21 protein-coding genes are annotated in these 22,009 nt (G+C 39.3%); 11 read left to right on the top strand and 10 right to left on the bottom strand.

Annotated features, from left to right (window positions below; all coding sequences use genetic code 11):
- Positions 1-35 precede the first annotated feature (35 nt).
- Positions 36-1,559, top strand: a complete 1,524-nt coding sequence (locus I6F54_RS01775; protein WP_197139445.1) for a sensor domain-containing diguanylate cyclase — start codon at positions 36-38, stop codon at positions 1,557-1,559.
- Positions 1,560-2,131: 572 nt separating this feature from the next.
- On the opposite strand, the gene I6F54_RS01770 is transcribed toward I6F54_RS01775, so the two are convergent.
- Positions 2,132-4,213, bottom strand: coding sequence for a TonB-dependent hemoglobin/transferrin/lactoferrin family receptor (locus I6F54_RS01770; protein ID WP_197139444.1), 2,082 nt, complete (start codon positions 4,211-4,213; stop codon positions 2,132-2,134).
- Positions 4,214-4,353: 140 nt separating this feature from the next.
- On the opposite strand from I6F54_RS01770, the gene I6F54_RS01765 reads away from it, so the two are divergent.
- From I6F54_RS01765 to I6F54_RS01750, 4 genes are read left to right on the top strand one after another with little or no spacing between them, the layout of a single operon-like run.
- Complete coding sequence (locus tag I6F54_RS01765; RefSeq protein ID WP_197139443.1) at positions 4,354-5,163, top strand: heme/hemin ABC transporter substrate-binding protein; 810 nt, start codon at positions 4,354-4,356, stop codon at positions 5,161-5,163.
- Entirely contained in the window at positions 5,160-6,212 is a 1,053-nt protein-coding gene (locus I6F54_RS01760; protein WP_197139442.1) for a FecCD family ABC transporter permease, read from the top strand. Before I6F54_RS01765 ends, I6F54_RS01760 begins: the two co-directional genes overlap by 4 nt.
- Positions 6,209-6,997, top strand: a complete 789-nt coding sequence (locus I6F54_RS01755) for a heme ABC transporter ATP-binding protein (protein WP_197139441.1) — start codon at positions 6,209-6,211, stop codon at positions 6,995-6,997. Before I6F54_RS01760 ends, I6F54_RS01755 begins: the two co-directional genes overlap by 4 nt.
- Positions 6,994-7,713: a HugZ family pyridoxamine 5'-phosphate oxidase gene (locus I6F54_RS01750; RefSeq protein WP_197139440.1), complete on the top strand. Its 720-nt coding sequence runs from the start codon at positions 6,994-6,996 to the stop codon at positions 7,711-7,713. Before I6F54_RS01755 ends, I6F54_RS01750 begins: the two co-directional genes overlap by 4 nt.
- A 66-nt stretch (positions 7,714-7,779) precedes the next feature.
- On the opposite strand, the gene I6F54_RS01745 is transcribed toward I6F54_RS01750, so the two are convergent.
- A complete protein-coding gene (locus I6F54_RS01745) occupies positions 7,780-8,712 on the bottom strand; it encodes a ChaN family lipoprotein (protein ID WP_197139439.1) in 933 nt (310 codons plus the stop codon).
- A gap of 724 nt (positions 8,713-9,436) precedes the next feature.
- On the opposite strand from I6F54_RS01745, the gene I6F54_RS01740 reads away from it, so the two are divergent.
- Positions 9,437-9,817, top strand: a complete 381-nt coding sequence (locus tag I6F54_RS01740; RefSeq protein WP_101163553.1) for a hypothetical protein — start codon at positions 9,437-9,439, stop codon at positions 9,815-9,817.
- Positions 9,818-10,043: 226 nt separating this feature from the next.
- On the opposite strand, the gene I6F54_RS01735 is transcribed toward I6F54_RS01740, so the two are convergent.
- Positions 10,044-10,544 carry a lactoylglutathione lyase family protein gene (locus tag I6F54_RS01735; protein ID WP_002959229.1) on the bottom strand — a complete coding sequence of 167 codons (501 nt, stop codon included), beginning with the start codon at positions 10,542-10,544 and terminating at the stop codon, positions 10,044-10,046.
- Between the two features lie 119 nt (positions 10,545-10,663).
- Between I6F54_RS01735 and I6F54_RS01730 the strand changes: the two genes are divergently transcribed.
- Positions 10,664-11,539, top strand: coding sequence for a LysR family transcriptional regulator (locus tag I6F54_RS01730; RefSeq protein ID WP_121954817.1), 876 nt, complete (start codon positions 10,664-10,666; stop codon positions 11,537-11,539).
- Between the two features lie 61 nt (positions 11,540-11,600).
- Here the strand turns inward: I6F54_RS01730 and I6F54_RS01725 are convergent, their stop codons facing one another.
- Both I6F54_RS01725 and I6F54_RS01720 read right to left on the bottom strand, forming a co-directional pair.
- A complete protein-coding gene (locus tag I6F54_RS01725; protein ID WP_197139438.1) occupies positions 11,601-12,278 on the bottom strand; it encodes a haloacid dehalogenase type II in 678 nt (225 codons plus the stop codon).
- An 80-nt stretch (positions 12,279-12,358) separates the two neighbouring features.
- Positions 12,359-13,135 carry a DODA-type extradiol aromatic ring-opening family dioxygenase gene (locus I6F54_RS01720; protein WP_197139437.1) on the bottom strand — a complete coding sequence of 259 codons (777 nt, stop codon included), beginning with the start codon at positions 13,133-13,135 and terminating at the stop codon, positions 12,359-12,361.
- 106 nt (positions 13,136-13,241) lie between these two features.
- On the opposite strand from I6F54_RS01720, the gene I6F54_RS01715 reads away from it, so the two are divergent.
- On the top strand, positions 13,242-14,144 hold the full coding sequence (locus I6F54_RS01715) for a LysR family transcriptional regulator (RefSeq protein ID WP_197139436.1): 903 nt from the start codon (positions 13,242-13,244) through the stop codon (positions 14,142-14,144).
- 36 nt (positions 14,145-14,180) lie between these two features.
- Here I6F54_RS01715 and I6F54_RS01710 read toward each other — a convergent pair whose 3' ends face one another.
- Positions 14,181-15,062 carry a LysR family transcriptional regulator gene (locus I6F54_RS01710; protein ID WP_197139435.1) on the bottom strand — a complete coding sequence of 294 codons (882 nt, stop codon included), beginning with the start codon at positions 15,060-15,062 and terminating at the stop codon, positions 14,181-14,183.
- Between the two features lie 90 nt (positions 15,063-15,152).
- On the opposite strand from I6F54_RS01710, the gene I6F54_RS01705 reads away from it, so the two are divergent.
- Positions 15,153-15,581 (top strand): PACE efflux transporter, encoded by a 429-nt coding sequence (locus I6F54_RS01705; protein WP_165739558.1) that lies wholly within the window; start codon positions 15,153-15,155, stop codon positions 15,579-15,581.
- Positions 15,582-16,041: 460 nt separating this feature from the next.
- Here the strand turns inward: I6F54_RS01705 and I6F54_RS01700 are convergent, their stop codons facing one another.
- Positions 16,042-17,208: an aldo/keto reductase gene (locus I6F54_RS01700; protein ID WP_197139434.1), complete on the bottom strand. Its 1,167-nt coding sequence runs from the start codon at positions 17,206-17,208 to the stop codon at positions 16,042-16,044.
- Between the two features lie 351 nt (positions 17,209-17,559).
- Positions 17,560-18,798 (bottom strand): NADH:flavin oxidoreductase/NADH oxidase family protein, encoded by a 1,239-nt coding sequence (locus tag I6F54_RS01695; protein ID WP_165739554.1) that lies wholly within the window; start codon positions 18,796-18,798, stop codon positions 17,560-17,562.
- A gap of 100 nt (positions 18,799-18,898) precedes the next feature.
- Here I6F54_RS01695 and I6F54_RS01690 point away from each other — a divergent pair, with 100 nt between their 5' ends.
- Together I6F54_RS01690 and I6F54_RS01685 are read left to right on the top strand one after the other, a co-directional pair.
- Positions 18,899-19,303 (top strand): MerR family transcriptional regulator, encoded by a 405-nt coding sequence (locus tag I6F54_RS01690; RefSeq protein WP_165727940.1) that lies wholly within the window; start codon positions 18,899-18,901, stop codon positions 19,301-19,303.
- A gap of 61 nt (positions 19,304-19,364) precedes the next feature.
- On the top strand, positions 19,365-19,745 hold the full coding sequence (locus I6F54_RS01685; protein ID WP_165727941.1) for a hypothetical protein: 381 nt from the start codon (positions 19,365-19,367) through the stop codon (positions 19,743-19,745).
- Positions 19,746-19,819: 74 nt separating this feature from the next.
- Here I6F54_RS01685 and I6F54_RS01680 read toward each other — a convergent pair whose 3' ends face one another.
- Positions 19,820-20,011: a DUF3185 family protein gene (locus I6F54_RS01680; RefSeq protein WP_007583678.1), complete on the bottom strand. Its 192-nt coding sequence runs from the start codon at positions 20,009-20,011 to the stop codon at positions 19,820-19,822.
- A gap of 61 nt (positions 20,012-20,072) precedes the next feature.
- On the bottom strand, positions 20,073-21,539 hold the full coding sequence (gene rmuC, locus I6F54_RS01675) for a DNA recombination protein RmuC (protein ID WP_007583680.1): 1,467 nt from the start codon (positions 21,537-21,539) through the stop codon (positions 20,073-20,075).
- Between the last annotated feature and the right edge of the window lie 470 nt (positions 21,540-22,009).

The following is a 22,009-nucleotide window of genomic DNA, read 5'->3' as shown; positions in this document are numbered from 1 at the left end:
AATTACTACCCGCTTTAAATTTAAGATTTCTTATATTGCTACTCGCATTCTCTGCAGCACTGAGCACATTGGTAGGGAGTTTTTATTCTACCTATCAGGTTCAAAAAGAGCAGTTAACATCATATACGCTAAAAAGTAATTTAGCCTATGCACAAAAATTAGCCTCCGCAACTGATAACTTTTTAAAGTCTGCGCTTCAGCAGCTTGAATACTCAGCTAAAATTATTGAGCAATCACCAAATAACTCCAAATTATTAAACGATGAAGCCATTCGTTTAAATCATCAAACGGATAGCTTTAACTCTGTTGTGATTAATTTACATGGTGTAGTTGCAGCGACGTCGCCTCACTTTGAAAGTTTAATAGGCCAACAAATACAGTCTCCAGGAGCAATAGAAGCACTAAAAGAAAAACGCCCATTAATTAGTGAGCCTTATTTATCGGCAGCTGATAATTTAATTGTTTTTATTTCGCACCCGCTATTTGATTCTGAAGATAAGTATTTAGGTTATATTGGGGGCTCTCTTTATTTAAAAGAGAAAAATATTTTAAATGAGCTTTTAGAACAACATTACTACAAAGGTGGTTCGTACCTTTATGTTGTTAGCTCAAATAAGCGCATTTTATATCACCCAGAACCTGCCAGAATCGGCAACGTTATTGCTAACAATGCTGTGATTGACGCTGTTATAGATGGCGAAATAGGCACTTCAACGGTTATTAATAGCTTAAATAAGCCGATGCTCGCAGGCTACGCACCCATTACTTTATCTAAATGGGGAATAGTGGCGCAAAGACCATTAGAATCAACGCTCTCTTCGCTAGATACATTAACTATTGAAGTCATTAAACAAACAATACCTATGGCATTAGTCACATTTATTTTTATTGGTTTATTCGCACACTTTATAGCAAGGCCGCTAAAGCGATTAGCCGATAACGCAAATACACTCGATGATCCAAAAAGCTTAGAGAAACTTAAAAGCGTGAAGTCGTGGTATTTTGAAAGTCAAAAACTGAAGTTAGCGATGTTAAGAGAGGTTACTTTATTACAAGCACAAATAGGTGTGCTACGCCATGACTCACAAACAGATCCCTTAACAGATACGCATAACAGAAGAAGCTTAAACGGCCTACTTAACCAGCTTATGCTAAAGCAAACCCCATTCGCTATATTAGAAATTGATATCGACTTTTTTAAACGTGTTAACGATACTTTTGGACATGATAAAGGCGACGAAACTTTAGTTTCGCTAACAAATATAATTAAAAAACTATCAAGAAGAGACGACATAGTATCAAGAATCGGCGGTGAAGAATTTGTTCTTGTGCTACCAAATGAAAACAGCCAAAGTGCCTATAAAATAGCAGAGCGTTTACGTAAAACAGTAGAATCGACAGAAATAAACACCATAGGAAAAATCACTATTTCTATAGGTATTGCGACCTGGCCTGAGCATAGTACTGATATTACCCAAGTATATAAATGTGCCGATAAGGCGCTATACCATGCTAAAGAGCATGGTCGTAACCGATGCGTAGTGGCCGATATTAGCTAAGCGCAGCTTAGTTAAGTAATACACTGTATTACTTTAAATTGATAAATACTTTACAGAGAGTTTATTAAGCCAGCCATCTGCTTTTGATGGCTTGTAAATCATTACTATGCCTTTGCTATAGTGACTGTTAACCCCCTTTACAGTTATTTTTGTAAGCCCTAAATCGTCAATCACAAAATTTGGTAAATACGCTAATGCCAAAGCAGTTTTACTACCAAACTAACCTTTTAAAATCCGTTATATGTTGAAAAGCTAACGACAAATAAAACACAAAAAATGCATTTTCATTAGTAAAACTAACGCAGCAACAAGGCTTGGTAATTCATAAAATACAAAGTAATCGTTAAGCTTAGTGCCGCTTACTAGGGGGAAGTATAACGGGGAATTAGAGTGCGACAGCGCAATAAATACAACGCTTGCAAGTAAACTAACGGCATGTTTTAAAAACGCCCCCAGCTATTTAAAAACCCTTTACCTGAGTATACTCACCATTAAGTAATTTGACTTGAGTAAATATGTGCAATAAACGCTGCATACCCATGCAGCGTTTATTGCCATTTGTTTAGCCCTAATTAAAACTGATAGCTTACCCTTGCTGAAAAGTTACGCCCAGGTTGGGTGTATTGGCTAAAATCAGCACTTTGCGATTGACCTGCAATCAACTCAAAAGGTACATATTCTTTATCGAGCAAGTTAAGTACACCTACATTTAGCTGCCACGCTTGCCATTCGTAGTTTGCGTATAAATCAACAACGCCGTAGCTATGCCCTTGCGTAGTTTTATCATCGTTTGCATCAAGTACTACATCCGATTGCGATTTAGCTAAACGCAACGCAGCGTTCCAGTTAATATTACCCAGCTCTGTACTTAACAATATTGAGCCATTTAACGGGCTAATGCTGGTAAGTGGCTGATCGGTTTCTTTGTTTTCACCATCAACGTAGGCCAAGTTTGCCTCAAGTAATATATTTTCAGCGACATACATGGCAATTCCGGCTTCTACACCGCTTATTTGTGTTTCGCTAATATTTTGATATTGATACAAAGTTTTGTTTACGCCAGGAATGTACGTTGGCTCAACACCCACTACGGCGGTTTCAATAAAATCATCGAATGCTGCATAAAAAGCACTTAAGTTTACGCTAATATCGCTGCTGGCGTATCTTAGCCCAAGCTCAAACGAATCACTGCTTTCAGGGTCTAAATCGGCGTTTGGTAATATTTGATAAAACGGCTCAACGCCGTGGCTTTGATAGGCTTGGTCGTGTGGTGGTATTTTAAAACCTCGTACGTATTGCCCATACCACGACAAGTTATCATCCACTTGATATATTACACCTAGCTTAGGCGAAAAAGCAGATTCGGTAATATCATCAAGCTGCGCATCGGCGTATAGCTCATCACTTTTAGCTTCTAGGGTGTAGTAATCATATCGCACGCCTGCAATAACCGACCAGGCACTGTTTTTAAACGAAATACTGTCTTGTACATAGGCGCCAATTAAAGAGGTGTCAGCCCCCGGAAACGCTTTTTGTTTTTGGTCTGTAAAATCAACGGTGCCATCAGCTAAAACACGCGTTTTTAAACGTGGCCGAGTGGTGTCGTATAAATCGATATCAATCCCGTATACCACTTCGTGATCGGCACTCTCTGCGTTAAATCCTTTATTAAATACCGCTTTTAAACCTAAAATATTTTGCTCAAAACGATAGTCGTTATAATCGGTGTAGGTGCTTGCGCCACTAATTTGATCACTTTGTTGCTCGTAGCTACTATAAGACACTTGCCCATACCACTTATCGAACGCAGCTGTAGCTACCTCTGAATGATAATCTAGCGCCAGTGACCAATTAGTGTCGTCTTCTTCGGTTTCTTGAATGGCGGGAGTTATTACTTGCTCAATTGTTTGATTAAAGTAATCAAGGGTGTATTTAAGTGTGCGTTTTTCATCAAGCTGTTGCTCAAATTTAACTAATAAAGCATCCGACTTTGCATCGTAGCCGGGTAGGTTTTCGTCATAGTTTTGTACTTCTTCGCTGTCGCGGTGGCTATAAACGGCGCTTACTGCAAAGTCACCTAAGTCTTTTGCAGCGGTAATATCAGCGGCAATTTGGTTGCTTTGGCCTTGATACCCTAGCGCCATTTTTACAAAGCTGCTGTTATCTTTTAAGTAATCGCTTGGATCTTTAGTGGTTATAACCACAATGCCACCGAGTGCATCAGAGCCATATAAAGACGATGCAGCACCTTTGGCTACTTCTACTTGTTTTACGCCTGCTACATCAAAGTAATTACGGCCAACTAAATAACCCCCTCCGCCTGCATAGCCATCGTTGGTACGTCGGCCATCTTTTATAAATACAACACGGTTACCACCAACACCACGTACAGTAAGTGTTTGCGCGCCTGCGCCACTGCCTGTGGTTGCAATGCTTGAATCGTATTTAAACATAGTTTGTAAATCTACAGCTAGCTGGCGCTCTATGTCTTGCTCGGTAATAACAGTAACTGAGCCAGTTACATCTTTAAGCTTTTGTTCAAAGCGCGAGCCACTCACAACAATATGATCGTCAATTATGTTTTCGGCAAATGCAGTGCCCGATCCGAGTAATAAGGTTGCTATAGCAGTAAATTTAAATGTAGAGGGGTTCACTTTAACTCCAAATGATAATAGTTATTATTTATGGCGAGGATGTTACAACTAAGTCAAATTAAGATCAATTAATTATGATAATCATTTTCATTTAGATTTAACTGGTTATAATAGCCGAAAAATAAAAGCCGGAGTTTGTAATGAAATACCTATTTATATTGTTTGCTTTAGTCGCTCAACCTGCACTTGCACAGGAGCGCGTTATTAGTGCTGGCGGCACCCTTACAGAAATAATTTATGCACTGGGCAAACAAAGTACCCTTGTAGCAGTTGATCAATCTAGTATGTACCCGCAGCAAGCTACGCAATTACCACAAGTGGGTTATTACCGCGATTTAGCGGCAGAAGGCGTACTTTCAATGCGCCCAACCACCTTATTAGCGCTTGAAGGCGCAGGGCGAAGCCAAGCACTTAAACAAATTGAGGCAACAGGGGTTAAGCTAATTCATTATAAAAAGCCCACCTCAGTTAATGAGCTACTTGATCTAATTAAACGCCTTGGTACCGACTTAAACGCCAAGCAAAAAGCACAGTCACTTATTACGCACATTACAAACTCATTACCTGTAAAAGCAAAAACGCAAACACACAGCGCGCTATTTTTACTCTCAGCTAATGAGCGCGGGCTTGTTGCCGCAGGGAAAGAAACCGTCCCTAATTTATTATTTAGCTATGCGGGCATTACTAATATAGCCGCTACGCATACTGGCTTTAAAGCAATTAATAGTGAAGTACTTGCTGTAAATCAACCCGACTTTTTAGTTGCGCCAAAGCATGTTGTGCAAAGCATTGGTGGTAAACAAGCCTTTTGTAAGCAAGCTCCGCTACGCTTATTAAAAGCCGCGCAAAGCTGTAACTTACTTGTAATGGATAGCTTACTTTCGCTTGGCATGTCGCCGCGTATTGCCACAGCAATTAATGAGCTTAACGAATATAAAACCCAATTATGAACACCCTAACATTGAGCCGCTTTACGCGCATAACGCTTAGCCCAACCCATAAATGGATGCTATTAGCCTCTGTGTATATTTTTGCTTTGGCGCTACTAAGCATAGGGTACGGCCCTGCAGGATGGGATTGGCGTTTGGCCATTGCTTGGCTTGCGCCCGAGTATTTTAATCAGTTTGATGCACTGCAAATTAATGTAGTAATGCAAATACGCTTACCACGTTTTGTACTTGCTGTATTAGTAGGGCTGATACTTGCCCAAACAGGGGCGGCAACTCAAGCACTGTGTCGTAATCCATTAGCCGATCCATCTATTATTGGCATTAGTGCAGGTGCGGCTATGGTTGCTGTGGCGTTTATAGCACTTAGCGCGCAGTTTAATTTTAACGCGCAGCTGTACTTACCTTATGCCTCGTTTTTAGGAGCGCTTGGTGTTACCTCGCTGGTATATTTTATTGCCAAGCAGCAAGGGCAAATTAATATCACCACACTTATATTAGTCGGGGTTGCTATTAACGCGTTAGCATTTGCGATTATTGGGTTATTGAGCTTTTTTGCCGACGACAGTGCATTGCGATTAATAAATTATTGGACCATGGGATCATTAGGCGGGGCAAGCTGGAGCACGATTATTCAAGCGGCGCCGTTACTGCTTATTAGCCTTATTGGCCTTTGGCGATTAAAAGAACCAATGAACTTACTCCTGATTGGCGAGTCACAAGCTCAGTACCTAGGAGTAGACACTAATAAACTTAAATTATATGTAATTATACTCGTTGCATTAGGAGTAGGTGCGGTTGTAGCGCTTACCGGTTTAATAGGGTTTGTTGGCTTGGTAGTCCCGCATATTGCTCGCTTAATGGTAGGGCCGCATTTACGTAATATGCTGCCGCTTTGCATGTTAATTGGCGTAGTGGTATTGCTACTTTCTGACTGGTTAGCACGCATTGTTATAATGCCAGCAGAGCTACCCATTGGCATTATTACCGCGCTATTGGGCGCGCCATTGTTTATTTATTTAATCGTTAAAAATAAGCGAGGTTGGTCATGATCACGTTTAATAACTTAAGCGTTGGCTTTGATAATCATAACGTTTTAAACACCATTAGCGGCAGTGCTAAAGCAGGGCAGCTTGTCGCACTACTTGGTGAAAATGGCGCGGGTAAATCAACCTTACTGCATACCTTAGCAGGAATATATTCCTTTACAGGCAGTGTACTTTTTAATACAAAGCCTTTAGCCTCACACGCTAAAAAACGCCTTGCAACACAGCGCGCAGTCATGATGCAAGCTAACCACGTAGGGTTTGATTTTACTGTATTTGAGCTTATTGCAATGGGCCGCTACCCGTATGTAGAGTCATTAAAAATGCAAAGCGAAAAAGTACATAAATACGCCGCTATTATGGATTTAAGCCATTACTTAACTCGCCGCGTAAGTGCGCTTTCGGGCGGAGAGCAACAACGTGTTCATATGGCGCGTACTTTAGCGCAGCTTAATGCCTTTACACAATCGGCAGAGCCTAAACTAATGCTGCTCGACGAGCCTACATCAGCACTTGATATGCGCCACCAACATGCACTGCTCAGCTGCGTTAAAACCTTTGTAGAGCAGGGCAACAGTGCCATTATTGCAATACACGACCTAAATTTAGCCAGCCTTTATGCAACCGACGCTATTTTACTGCACAACAAAAAAGTGCTGCAAAGTGGGCCTATAAACACCGTATTAACTGAACAAAACTTACAACAAATGTACGCCATGAAACTGCACGTAAATCCTCATCCTTATAACGATGCACCCATGGTTTTTTCCCAACGTCAGGAGTTTTTATGAGAGAGCAAGCATTAAACGATGCACGCACCTTGGTTTACAAAACCAATGCCGGTGTTATGTCGACTATTTCAAACAATTTACGCGGCTACCCGTTTGGCTCGGTAACCCCCTATATGTGCGACGAACAAGGCCGTGTTTACTTTTTTATTAGCGATATAGCCCAGCACACTAAAAATCTAAAGCACGACTCTCGTATGAGCCTTACTATATTTGACGCCGCCGACTACGGCGACCAAAACGAGCACGGGCGAGTAACGCTTGTAGGTGATGGATCTGTTGTGCCAAGTGAGCAAGCAAACACTTTACTTAATAACTATATTGCCTTATACCCCGAAGCCGCCAGCTATCGCAATGCGCACGACTTTCAATTATGGCAATTAGACGTAATACGTGTGCGCTACATTGGCGGCTTTGGAAAAATATTTTGGCTTGAACAAAACGAATGGCAAGACGAGGCAAAGAGTTGGGACGAAAGCCAGCAGCAAAGCATGATTAATCACATGAACGACGACCATCAAGATGCGATGTCGCTCATATTAATGCAGCACTACAGCGTAGCTGATAACACCCCAATAATGAGCGGCTTATTACCCACTGGTTTTTATATACAAAGCCAAAAGCGTAATTACTTTATTAATTTTAAAACCCAGTGCAACAGCCCGTTAGAGGTACGTAAAGCGCTGGTTGAGCTAACCAACCAAGCCCGAAATAACTAAACTAAATACATGACGACATAGTTAACCTGAGCCCTGGTTAAGAGATTCACTAACTATGTCGTTATTTTATAAGCAAGCTGTTTGCTCGCCTCGTTTGGCTAACGCTTTAAAAGCCGCTTGTTGATGTTCTTTTTGCACATAACGGGGTGGCAAAGGGTTAACCTGCAACTGATATCCACTTTTATTAACTTGCACACTCGTTACCGGCGATATCCACACAACCTTAAGCTGCGGCGCTAAACGCTTAATAATACGCGCTATTCCTTCGCCATTTTTCACATGAAAATCGCCCGCTATATGCATTACCTGCGTATCTTTATGATTATTTAAATAGTTAACGATAGACTCCCCCATGGTTTCATCCCATGTAACTTGCGCAGCATAATAATTCTCGTTTTGACTCGGCGAGCCGTGGTGCATTGAGGTCATAAAACGTTGCTTGTAATCACTGGGAGACGTATCAATAGTGGCTGCAATATAGCTCTGCTGTGTTTCATCAAGTTTATTTAGGTAACTTATGCCTTGCCTGCCAATACACGTAACAATATTTTTAGGCGCATTTGCAGCTATTACATCGCTATTGTTCGTTTTTGCCAGCTCTACCAGCGCACGGTAATCACTTTTGTAGTTAGGCCACGCTTGGGTGTTATCAATTAAGTATTGCTCACCAATTTCACTCTTAACGTACTGGTTTAAAGTATGCTGATCCGCGCGGCTAAATTGCTCAAGCGACAGGGCTGAGCGTTTATTACTTTTGCTTAATTGCTCAAATAACTCAGCCTGAAATAAATGCACGCCCGGATGTGTATGCAATTCACCCACTAAAACCACATCGGCATTTAATAGCATAGGCTCTAATGATACAGAGCTAACAGGCTTTGCTTGTGCATTATAAAGTGCTGAGTAATAAAGCGATGAGCTTTTATCAGGCACCGTGGCTGTTGTGCTACAACCACTCAAACCCGTAACTAACGCCAGAGTTAACATAGACTTATTCATACACACCTTTAAAACCCTTTAATGCAAATAATTATCAATATCATATACTTGTAATACCTATTAAGCCAGCCAAACTGCTGCTTACTTACATAATCAAGGAAATGAGCGAAACGCGCATTTATATGCCTTAACTTTGCTTGTAAATATTAAATAGCTTTTGATAGCAATGCCTTAGGTAATTTGTTAAAACTGTATAAAGTAGAAACATGAGCGTGACATCGGCAGAAGTATGCTCGATTCGCGGCCTATAAAATTGTTAGATGTTAAATGGAGTTCTATGAAGCATCCACTTTTTAGTGAAAACATGGAAGATGGTTTTAGCCTATTCTTACTAAAATGTTCAGAATCAAGAAGCTGTCTCTTATTTGGTACCTCAGCTCTTTTGTTATTTATATTTGCAAGTCAAAACACCAGTTTTATGAGTTTCCTTAATGAACACTGGTTTGGTAACATTCTTAAGATTTAATGTGTAATTGGAGCTTTATTAAGTTGGTTTTCAGCACAAGCACATTCATATGAAAATGGACACTTTAAACTAGTAGCTTCCATATTCTTACTTTGGCCCATTATCTATATATACTTGTTTTATATACAGTTAACTGAAAAAACCTAACGTAAATATCAAATGAAAATTATAGTTGGCTTTTTTTTGTTCCTAAAACCATTTTGGTCAACTATATTTTTCCGCTTATGTAAGCGTTAGGCACTGGAGAAGGTTTAATAGATGGAACCAAATTATTCAGAATATTCTGTAACCGAATTGCAAGAAGCTATCACGTCTATTGATAGGGCTTTGTACCCTGAACGCTTTGAGCTATTAAAAGCCGAACTATTAAATAGAGACGAGGAAGAGCATAATGCTTCTCAATTAGTAAGTCTTTCATCAAAGGACTTACTTATTAAGCTCAGCAATGCATTTTTTGTAATTCCGTTGATGATCTATGTAGGAGTAGATGCACTTAATAGCGGTGAAATACTCCTTAAAGGAGCAGCTATATCAAAAAATGAAAACTTTATATTATTTACATTAAGCGTAATGTTTTGTTTTTTAATCTCAGCGGTACTGACATGTAGCCTGTTTGTGGATAAGAGCAAAAGTTCCTGACAAATACATTATGTCGTTCATAAATTCACTAGGACACAGTTCGATTGGTAGTGTTTTTCTGGAGGTTGATAATATTTTCAACTCAGGGCAAAACATGCTGCACAAGCTAAGCAAAAACAAGTTATAGAGAATAAGAAGACGGTGAAGTGTATTTAAAAACTCTATAACTGAAACAAAAAGACCGCAGTAATAAATACTGCGGTCTTTGTTTTTAGCTAAGTGCTATTTAGTAAGCGCCTGCGCTGTAAATTAGCTCGTAGCTGTGGCTGTAAATCTCAAGTATGTTACCAAACGGGTCTTCCATGTAGATCATGCGGTATGGTTTTTCACCTGGGTAGTAATAACGTGGGGCTTCCATACGTTTTTTACCGCCAGCTTCCACAATACGCTCGGCTAAACCTTCTACATCAGGGTCTTGAACGCAAAAATGGAAAATACCAGTTTTCCAGTATTCAAAGTTGTCTTTAGGGTTTTCTTGGTTTTTAAATTCAAAAATTTCGACACCAATACGATCGCCTGTAGATAGGTGTGCTATTTTGAATTTTTCCCATTTTTCACCAAACACTTCTGTACACATTTCACCAATTGGGCTTTTATCTTCGGTTATCAAAGTAGGTTCCATAATAGTGTACCAACCCATAACCTTTGTATAAAACTCAACGGCTTTTTCAACGTCGGGTACTGAAATACCAATGTGCGAAAAACTACGTGGATATGTATGACTCATAATGCTTCCTCTTTAACGTGTGACTTATTTTGTCTTACGACTAGTTGATGGAGTTAGTTTACGAACCGCTACATATTAAGTAAAATTATCATTAATCATCATTTTGAGTACATTTTGTAATGATAAATCCAACATGGCTAAACACCTTTTGCACTTTGGTTGAAGTAAATCACTTTACCCAAACAGCTGAGCGCCTTTATATGACCCAGTCTGGCGTAAGTCAGCATATTAAAAAGCTAGAGCAGCAAGTTAACTGCGCTTTACTTGAGCGCCATGGTAAGCAGTTTTCTCTTACTCCTCAGGGCCAAAACTTATATCAGCAGGGCAGCCTACTTCTTAAAGATTGGCAATTTTTAGAACAACAATTAAAAGATGATTCGCCGTACAGCGGAGCGGTAAAGATTCAATCTCCGGGCAGTTGTGGTTTAAAGTTTTATAATCAATTATTAGCACTGCAATCTGAGCATAAAGAACTAATTATTGATTACCGCTTTGCGCCCAATGTAAGTGTTGAACAAGCTGTAGCAAACCACAGTGCCGACATTGGGTTTTTAACTCAAGCTCCAACATTTAGCGAACTAACCAGCCATAAAATAAGCCAAGAGCCACTACTACTTGTAACGCCTGCAGGTATAAACATGCCTAATTGGCAAACCCTGTGTGAGCTAGGGTTTATTGCTCATCCCGATGCAAGCCATCATGCGCAGCTACTACTAAGCGAAAACTACAGTGAGTTTGAGCATATTGACCAAATAAGACGTACGGGATTTTCTAACCAAATTAGTTTGATACTAGAACCTGTAAGCTTAGGGCTGGGTTTTACGGTATTACCTGCTCATGCTGTTGGCGCATTCAATAAACCACAACTTATAAAAACACATCATTTAGAATGTCCGGTTAGTGAATCTATTTATGTGTGCCATCACCGAAATAGGCCGTTGGCAAAACGTATGAATACAGTGATTGAGCTAATAAAGGCGGGAGTAAATAGTTAAAACGTAAACCCCCTTTACACCCACGGCACTTAATACCATAAGCAAAAGGGGGAATAGAAAATTAGTTAACGCTTTCTAATTTTGCTTTTAAATCGAGTAAGTCGGTTGCGATAGTATTTGGCTGTATTTCCCACGGATCGAAAATAGATTCTTTAGATCGTTGAATCCACGCCGCGCGCATGCCGTGCGATATGGCACCGGTTACATCAAACGGGTTACTTGATACAAGCCACGTGTTTGCGCCTGTTGAATTGGTTTCGCGTAAAAAGTGGCTATAAACCCCTGGGTTTGGTTTAAAGGTTTTAACGTCGTCGGCACTTACTACCCCTTCAAAAAGCTCACTAATGCCAGCGGTTTCTAATAAGGTATGAACTGCGTCGGCAGCTCCGTTTGAAAATGCAAACAAACGGTAATCTTTTGCTTTTAATTGCTCAAGGCCTGCTTTTACATCGTCGAATGCAGGAAGCGTTTTATAAAGCTCTAGCAGTTGCCCCTTTTGATCTTCACTTAGCTCGGTTTTGTGCGCTAAGCAGGCGTAATCGAGTGCGTGTTTTGTACATAGCGAGAAAAGAATATAATTTTGCATTAATCCACGTCTAAATGAATACTCTAATTGCTTTTCGCGCCATGTATTTGAAAATGCTTGGGCGTTATCGCCAATCATGTCGTCGAGTAAGGACAGTACGCCGTGAGTGTTTATTAGCGTACCGTATACGTCAAATGCAAGTGTAGTTGCCATGTTTGCTCCGCAATAAAATAAATTAAGTTGGTTTTAGAGTACTTGCTTACAGCTTAACTTAATTTGAACGAACGCTCAAATTAATAAAACTTATAAGCATCGAGTGCCAAAATATCCATTTCTATACCTTCATGTATTTTTTTTGCTTTACCGTCACTACTTCCAAGCGCTGCAAAAAGAGGTAAAAAGTGCTCCTGGGTAGGGTGATTAAATAAAGCATAGGGTGCTTCATTTAAATAGTTAAGTAACGCTTGGGTGTTTTGCGCTATTAACTTTTGCTCAACCCAATGAGTAAACTCATTAACCATTTGAACACGATTAGGTGTAGCAGGGCTTTTAAATATTTCACGTAGATTGTGACTAATACCGCCGGAGCCAATAATTAATACGTTATCGCTGCGCAGTGGTGCAAGTAACTGTCCGTATTTATACATCGCCTGAGCGCCTAAACGCGTGTTAATAGACACCTGAACAATGGGAATATTAGCTGCTGGGTACATTAAGCGCAGCGGGATCCACACACCATGATCCCACCCTTGATCTGCACTTTGCACCGTTTTAATACCCGCTTTGTAAAAGTGCTCACTAATAGTATTAGCAAGCTTAGGGTCTCCTGGTGCTGGGTATTGAATTTCATATAGGGGCTTGGGGAAGTTATAAAAGTCGTGAATAGTATGCGGCGCATCTCCTGATGTAATAACTATATCGTGCGCTTCATCAAAGTGGGCAGAAAAAACCACAATAGCACGTGGTTTACTAAGCGTTTGAGCTAATGATGTAAGAAAATCTGACGTAGCCGATTGCTGAACAGCCATCATTGGCGAGCCGTGAGATATAAATAAAGCAGGCTGAGTCATACTAAAACCTTAAACAAATAGACGTGTTATAAACACTATATAAGTTTCTAATTTGACGATAAATATGATACTTATTTATACATTATCAACAAAGTATTGTTAAAAAATGGATAAGCTCACCACCATGAAGACCTTTTTAGCCGTTGTGCAAGAAGGATCGTTTTCAAAAGCGGCCGATAAACTCGATATTTCGCCGCAGTTAGTCAGCAAATATATTTCTGCGCTGGAAGATAATCTACGCACGCGTTTATTACACCGTACAACGCGAAAAGTAAGTGTTACAGAGGCTGGAAATCAATATTATCAGCGTTGTCAGCAGGTGATTATTGATATTGAAGACATGGAAAACTCACTAAACAACTTAAGCGAAAATGTCTCGGGTGTGCTTAGTATTAGTGCGCCTATGTCGTTTGGTACTAAGCATTTAGCAGTTTTGTTGGTTGATTTTCAAAAGCAGTATCCAAATTTAAAGTTAGATTTACGGCTCACCGACCAATATGTAGATATAGTAGAGCAGGGTATTGATATTGCTCTGCGCATTGGTGTATTAAAAAACTCAACGTTGATAGCTAAAAAAATTGCACCTATACACCTAGCGGTGTTTGCATCACCCGACTATTTAGAACGCCATGGCACGCCACAAACGCTTTTAGATTTACAGTCACATAATTATTTACGCTATTCCCACAGCGAGCCCACAAAGCGATTATTTGGGGTTAATGAGCTAAAAAGCGAGCTAAAGCTTGAAAGTAACTTTGTGGCTAACAATGGTGATTTGCTACTAAATACAGCCATTGCGGGTGGTGGTATTGCTATGCAGCCAACATTTATAGCAGGGGAAGCACTGGCTCAAGGTAAAGTAGTGCGCATTTTAAAAGACTATGAACCCGAGCCGATGGGGCTTTACATGGTGTATGCAAACAGACAGTTTTTACCCAGTAAAGTACGTGCGTTTGTTGATTTTGCAAGTGGCTATTATGGCGATACACCTTACTGGGATTTAGCGTAATAAAAAGTAAACCGCCTAACAGGCATTATATAAAAGCTAAATTTTTAAAAAATTCCGTAGTAAACTTCTTAGTACTTTAAACACCTCTTGATTACTGTGTTGCTGATGCTGTAATACATCAACATTAGCCATCCAACCCATTTCTTCAAACTCAAGAGGAAGTTTAACCAGCTCACCACTTTGTACTGCATCTACAGCTACATGGTTTGGTAATAAGCACCACCCGTTACCTTGTATTGCTAGCTCGAGTAATACAAAGTAATTATCGGCATACCAAATCTCTGGGCTAATTTTTAGCTGAAAGCTACTTGTTTGCGTATTGCGAGAACGAAGAAGAAGTTGTCGATGCAGCCGAAGGCCATCCATATTTTCACATCTGATCCCCGCTAAAGGGTGCAATTTAGCAACATATAAATCAAATTTTACTGATCCAATACATTCATAGTCTAAGTAACTCGGTATATTTAATTCACTAAAAATAATACCCGTTATAGGCTTTTCGCTGTTTAGCATGTCAATTATGTCATGGCTGGATGCACTTAAAAACTCAAGCGATACGTAAGGATACTTACTTTGCAGCTTGCTAATAATACTCGCGATAGTTTTAAACGGGATCCCTTCGTCAAGTGCGATAGTGATTTCGGTTGGTGTTTTTTCGTTTAGTGCTAATGCAGAGTTTGTTAATCGCTGGTGTTGATTAAGCACGGCCTTAGCCTGGGGTAGTAACTGTTTACCGGCTTCGGTTGATTTTGGATAGCGCCCTGTGCGCTCAAATAATGTCGCATTACAGTCTATTTCTAAATTAATAATATGCTGGCTTATTACCGACTGCGCTTTACTTAAACCGCGCGCAGCAGCTGAAAACGATCCAGCTTCAACGGTAGCCACAAATGCTTGAAGCTGTTCAATACTAAACATATCGCTTTTACCGATACTAAGTAACTAACACATATCTTTATAATGAATGAAAATACAGCCATCGTCATCAACTTAAGAAGTTATTTATATATGAACACAGCAGAACGTATTTTTCAGGCACTAATATTTGAGATGATAGCATTATCTTTTGTTGTACCTGCATCATCTTATTTTGGTGGGTTTGCAACAGGAGAAATGGCAATAGTAGGTATTGGTTTATCAATCTTCGCCATGCTTTGGAATTACATTTACAACATAGTGTTTGATAAAATAGTTGGGCATAACCGAATCGAGCGAGGTTTAGTAACCCGCATTACGCATGCATGTGGCTTTGAGCTGGGTATGTTAGTAATAACGCTGCCAATACTTGCTTGGTATTTAAATATTACATGGCTAGCCGCTACAGCATTAGAAGCTGGCTTTTTAGTTTTTATACTCATATACACGTATATTTTTAATGTGTTGTACGATAAGTACCAACCTTACAAAAGATGGGTTAATAAATCGCAATGTGCTTGATATTTTTAAGTTTATAAAAGCAACGCTGTGGAGTATTGAGATCGTTTTGGCAAAAGCGCAATGGCAATAAATAACGGTAAATGTGGCTTTTAATTAAACCAATTAGCACTGCTCAATTGACTAAGTAGTGCTAATTTACTATTTGTACTATTTACCGGCTAACTGTAATGGGGGTTTACAGTAACTTTTTGCTTTATATATTTAGCCCTTTCAATATGTTCCACACGCTCTCACCACTAGGATGAAGCGCAGCATGATACCGATACGCGTAATATGTAATAGGCACGTAATAATGCTTTTGACTACCTAATAACTAAGTTTAAAAACTTCGTTTTTAAACGCCAGCAAGCTGCGCTTATACAAATGCCCAACAATCAATGTACTTACTACTAAGCGTTGCTTAAAAATAAACCACACTGACTATAACTAGGTGTGCCAAGCAAATGGCACACCTATTTTGTTATGTGGGTATGGGGGCGTTTTCTGCAATAAGCTGTTTAGATTTCAATTCACTCCAAAATTCGCTTGGTATGGTAACTTTCATTGAGGCTACATTAGCTTTAATTTGCTCTGCCGTGCGTGCGCCAGGAATAATTGAGGATACCGTTGAAGGTGCCTCTGCGAATTGCAGTGCAGCTGTTTTAATATCAATCCCATGTTTAGATGCAATGTCGCTTATTGCATTAAACTTTTGCTGCATAGGCCCAGGAATTTTAGGTGAATAATTAAAGCGGTTACGACCGGCTAAAAAACCACCATTAAGCGGAGCACCAATGACTGCTGAAACACCTCGTTTATCAAGCATAGGAAAGGTTTTATCAAGTGCCTGCTTATGATCTAAAATTGAATATTGCAGCGCTAGTAAGCAAATATCAGGGTCTGACATATCAAGCGCTTTATAAATAGCATGAGGTGTATTTACTCCAAAACCCCAGCCTTTAATTATTCCTTCATCACGCATTTTAGTTAACTCAGGAATAGCCCCTTTTGCAGCCTGATCAAAATACTTAAGCCAATCATCTCCCATATCACTATTTTGCGGTGATAAATCGTGAATATAAACAATATCAAGTGAGGCGACACCAATACGATGTAACGTGTCTTCTATTGAACGACGCGTACCTGATGCAGAGTAATCATATTTATAATGAAAAGGTGAGTGATCAGCCCAATGCCAACTATTTTCTAGAGGCTCTGCTGAAGGGGTAAGAAGGCGACCTACTTTTGAGGATAAAACATAATCTTCACGCTTTTTGTTTCGAAGTAAATCACCGAAGCGCCTTTCACTTAAACTCAAGCCGTAAAAAGGTGACGTATCAAAATGACGAATACCAGAATCCCATGCTGCATTTAGCATTGTTAAAATTTCTGCATCGCTTGATATAGTATTAAAGCCATTCCCAGCGGCAAGACCGCCTAAGCCCATTCTTGATTCAGGCCGGTAATGCTTAGCGTTAGTAACATCGTTTGTGGGCAGAGCAGCGCTTTTATCTATTGATCCTTTAGTTTGCATAACACTGCCGTTAGACATTTTTACTTTTAATTGTTCAGCCAAAGCTGAAGCACTAAAAATAGAGCCTAAACTTAAAGCAGCGCCTGCTTTAATAAAATTTCTGCGAGATACCATGTAACTATTCTCCTTGAGTAAGGTTAAATATCTACGCTATAAACTAGTATAAATACCAACCAAACTCAAGCGAGAGGAAAGCAATAAATACCAATGGATTCAATAAGATGGTTAAATTAACAAACGCTGAACGCGCACTTGAATTAACATTTTAGAATGATTATTTTCTTTACTCGTACAGTACTTTAATATGCACAAAATAGTGCACTTTAATAGCTTGATAAAAAAGCAAACTTCCAAATTGGTGCACGCCTTAATACTCATTTACACAACATAAAAATGGTTACATTTATTCAAGTGTAAAAATTAGTAAACAAAACCGGAATACATAAAAAGAGTAAATACCAAAGCTTAGTTAATCTCTCTAGCAAAGCGATTGCGGTAACGCTTAGTTAATTTAACCGAACGTAGCTGGTCGCTAATTAAAGTAAATATTGGTGAAGCGTTTGTTTTTACAGGTTTGCCTTGGCCTAAACGGCGTATTTGCCTTTTTACCAGTGCCATAGTGGCAAGCCCTGCAAGGGTTTTATCTTGCCAAGTAACACTGGGTAATACGGCTAGTTGCAGTGGCTCATTTTGCCATTTGTTTGGTAAATTTGGTTGGTATGCAAGCGCAGTGGCAATACCCACGAGGGCCACTCCACTTTCAATCACGTTGTTGGCAATAGATAAGCGACTAATGCCGCCGGTGGTCATTATTGGGATTGATGAGCGGTGGCTAATCGCTTTTGCAAACTCTAAAAAGTATGCTTCGCGGGCAAGTGTGCGTTCGTCACCTGTTTTACCTTGCATGGCAGGGGCTTCGTAGCTACCACCCGAAAGCTCTACAAAATCAACATTGAGTTCATTCAATAAATCCACTACAACTTGCGCGTCACTGGGTTCGAACCCACCACGTTGAAAATCTGCAGAGTTTAACTTTACTGAAACCGAAAAGGTCGGGGAACAAACCGCTTTAATACTGCGGGTTATTTCGAGAAGTAAACGGGCTCTATTTTGTAAACTTCCCCCCCATTTATCGTCGCGCTTATTGGTAAGTGGCGATAAAAACTGGGCAAGTAAATAGCCATGCGCTGCATGTATTTGTACGCCATTAAAACCGGCTTTTTCGGCTTGTAGTGCAGTTTGTGTAAAGCGGGTAATAACATCGTCAATGTCGGTTTGCGTCATTGCCTTTGGTACGCCAAATAAGTGCGAGTGCTTACCCATATTAAGTGCAATACTTGACGCTGATAGAGCCTTTCCACCCATTTTTTTAAATACTTGCCTACCAGGGTGATTAATTTGCATCACCACTTTGCAATTATTTTGCTTTGATAAACGAGCAAGCTCGGCAAAGGCAGTAATATCGGTACTTTGCTCAAGCACAAGGCCACCAGGGCCTGTCATCGCTAAATGATCAACCATTACATTGCCAGTAATAATTAGCCCTGTACCGCCTTTAGCCCATGCGCTATAAACGTTTTTAAGTGCTTGGGAGGGTGTTTGGTCCTCTTGTGCTAGGTTTTCTTCCATAGCGGCTTTGGCAATACGATTTTTTAATACTAAACCACTTGGCAAGGTAAAGGAGGTAAACACAGGGTTGCGCATAATTATTGGCTAATTAAATTGACATTAAAACAACTATAACCTTAAAGTTAGCTTGAAGGTCAACCTACTAAGTTTATGTAAAGTGGAGTTATTATTAGTTATGAAAATAGGCGAACTTGCAAAACTTACCAATATACCCGCCAGTACTATTCGCTTTTACGAAAGCAAAGGGTTACTAAAACCGAGTATTCGCAATAACAATGGTTACAGGCAATACACATTAGGCAGTGTAGATGAGTTAAAACGCATTAAGTTTTCACAAAGTTTAGGGTTTTCAATCGATGAAATTACAACGCTAAAAAAATCTAATGATGAGCTAAACCATACCGTTATTATTGAGCGTTTAGAGAAAAAACAAAAAGAGGCTGATGAGCTCATTGCACAAGTTAAACGTAAATCAGAGCGTTTAAGTTCTTTAATCTATTTGCTAAATAGTCATTGGCTAAAAGGGCAATGTCTACCTGATAGTACTTTACGTGAATTATTAGATCAGTCAGATTATTGACTACCATAAAATTATAGAACAGATTACATCTGATGATTTATAGATGCCTTGAGGCAAAAAAGTGATTGAAGTAATACTTGAACAAGATGCTACAACAAATGACTTGTTGATAAGTTTCACGAATAAATATGACAAAGTATGTTTTATAGATCACATGCATGTATTCAAAAATCAAAGATACACTCTCGCTTGCCTCGATATTTATGATCAGGCGGGAACAAAAATACCAAGAATAAAATATTTAAAGCTACGCGCATCTAAATTTCCTGACGATTACCTAAAACTTGAACCAGGACAAATTTATTTAACATCGCTTGATTTAAATAAGCATTTCAAGATTGAAAGTAATGAAATAATTGTTCAATACAATTGTTGTAACAGCTCTCCTATTTCAGAAGAGCATCAGAAAATTAGTTCAAACAAACTAACGATGAAGATATGATTTTATAGCATGTCCATTGTAATTTGAATTAACGTTAAAAATTATCCTTAATGTTAAAGTGATGAATAAAAATATCACTTTAACTTTTTAATACCAATTAACACACAGATGGCGCCGCCAATAATACCCGCCCATGCTTCTATTGGTGTATCACCACTAAATGCGCGGCTTAACTGCGAAGCCGCCGCATCATAAACGTCATATCCCCACATAATTAAAGCGATACCTATAACTATTAAAACAATACCTATAATCTTATTATTCATAAACACCTCTGGTTTCTAACGTACATTATTTAACATACTTAATTGAAAACACTTAATAAATCTAATCAAGCTCTAGCTGCGCACGTTCAACGCTCTCACTAGGTAACTCTTTTTGTACCGATACACCAAGCTCTTTAAACTCTGATGCTTGTTTAATTAAATTACCTTTACCGCGGTATAATTGCGAGAACGCTTTGTCGTAACTTTCTTTCGCTTTATCAAGCTGCTTACCAACGCCTTCCATACTTAATAAAAAACCATTGAGCTTGTTATAAAAACGCTCAGCCCGATTTGCCAGCTCTTTTGAGTATTTGGTTTGCTCTTCAAAACGCCAAAGCTGTTTAACAATATTTAAACTAGTAAGCAGGGTAGTAGGTGTAGCTACCAGTATATTTTTTTCGATTGCTTGTTGGTAAATATCACTTTGATATTTAAGTGCTTCTACAAAAGCTGATTCTATTGGTACAAACATAACCACAACTTCAGGCGAATTAAGCCCTGGTAAACGGTCGTACGATTTACTCGCAAGCTCATTAATACGTGCTGTAACGGCGTTTACATGCTCTTTAATTGCTTGATTAGCATCTAGCTCATTTTCAGCGTTCACATAGCGTGTATAAGCATTTAATGATGTTTTAGCATCAATGACTAAGTGGCGGCCTTGTGGTAAGTAAACAACTACATCAGGGCGTAAGCGGCCATCTTCAGTGTTAAACGACACTTCGCGCTTATAATCAACGCCAGCACGTAAGCCAGCGCTATCTAAGACGTTTTCGAGCATGAGTTCGCCCCAATTACCTTGGGTTTTCTTTTGCCCTTGTAACGCGTTGCTGAGCTTGTCGGCTTGATCTGTTATAGCTTGGCTTTTAGCTTGCAAATGCAATAGCTCGGTTTTAAGCGCGGTTCGTTGTTTTATGTCTTCAACATGTATTGATTCCATTTTTTCTCTAAAGCCTTTTAACTCGCCTTGAACCGGTTTTAATAATTGTTCAATGCTTTCTTGATTTAAGGTTTTAAAGCTTTGTGATTTTTCTTCTAGAATCTTATTGGCTAGGTTTTCAAATTCTTTTTTGAGCATATTTTTACTTTGCTCAATTTGCGCGAGTTGCTCGGTAAAGCTTTGTTGTTTTTGCTCGAGGGTAGTGCGCATATTATTATATTCAACATCGCGTTGATTATATTGCTCACGAAGCGCTGCAAGCTCGCCTTCGGCTTTACGCCAAAAGTGATTGTATTGAATGCTTTGTTTTTCTTGTTCGCTAAAACGCGTTTTAAAATGCTGGGCTTCATCGCGCTGTTCTTGGTGAGTATGTTCTAGCAGTTCGTGATCTTCTTGCAAGGCACTATATTGCAGCTCTTTATTATCAAATTGATTTTGTAATAGGGAAAGCTGTTGCTGCTGTTCGCTTATTTGTAGATGTAGCTTTTTGCGAAGCTGTGTTGATACAACGCCGTAAAATACAACGCCTAACGCAACACCAGCACCGGCGCTTAGCCAATCAATATTAGTGAGTACTTGAGTGAGCATAAAATAAACTTATAAAATTTAGAGACATGCCATCATAACCAATAACACGCAATAGAAGTAGGGGAGCAAAGAAATTACAGACATAAAAAAACCAGCTCAAAATAAGCTGGTCAAATATTACTAAATTAAGTAATCAAAGGGAAAATCAACATGTGCCCGAGTAAGCTGCAACTTAAATACATAATCACCAAAATAACTAATATTACTGGGTGAGGCTATATAACAACAGGCATTAGAGTAGACCGGAAAACAAAATAATTAATTCAAATTAATTTACGAAAGATCATTTATTTTTATTCGGGTTGATTTAAACAAATCAAATTATGCGCATAAAAAAAGCCAGTTCAAAATGAACTGGCTTAATCATTACTAAAATTAGTAATCAAATAGGGGGAAATCAACATAAAACCTGTATTAACTGCAATTAATCAACAAGCATAATAGTAGACGCCGCTCTTTGAATTAAGTTC

The organism is Pseudoalteromonas sp. SWXJZ10B (genome assembly GCF_015864475.1).
Lineage (GTDB): Bacteria > Pseudomonadota > Gammaproteobacteria > Enterobacterales > Alteromonadaceae > Pseudoalteromonas > Pseudoalteromonas arctica.
This window is presented reverse-complemented; position numbering and strand designations above follow the sequence as displayed.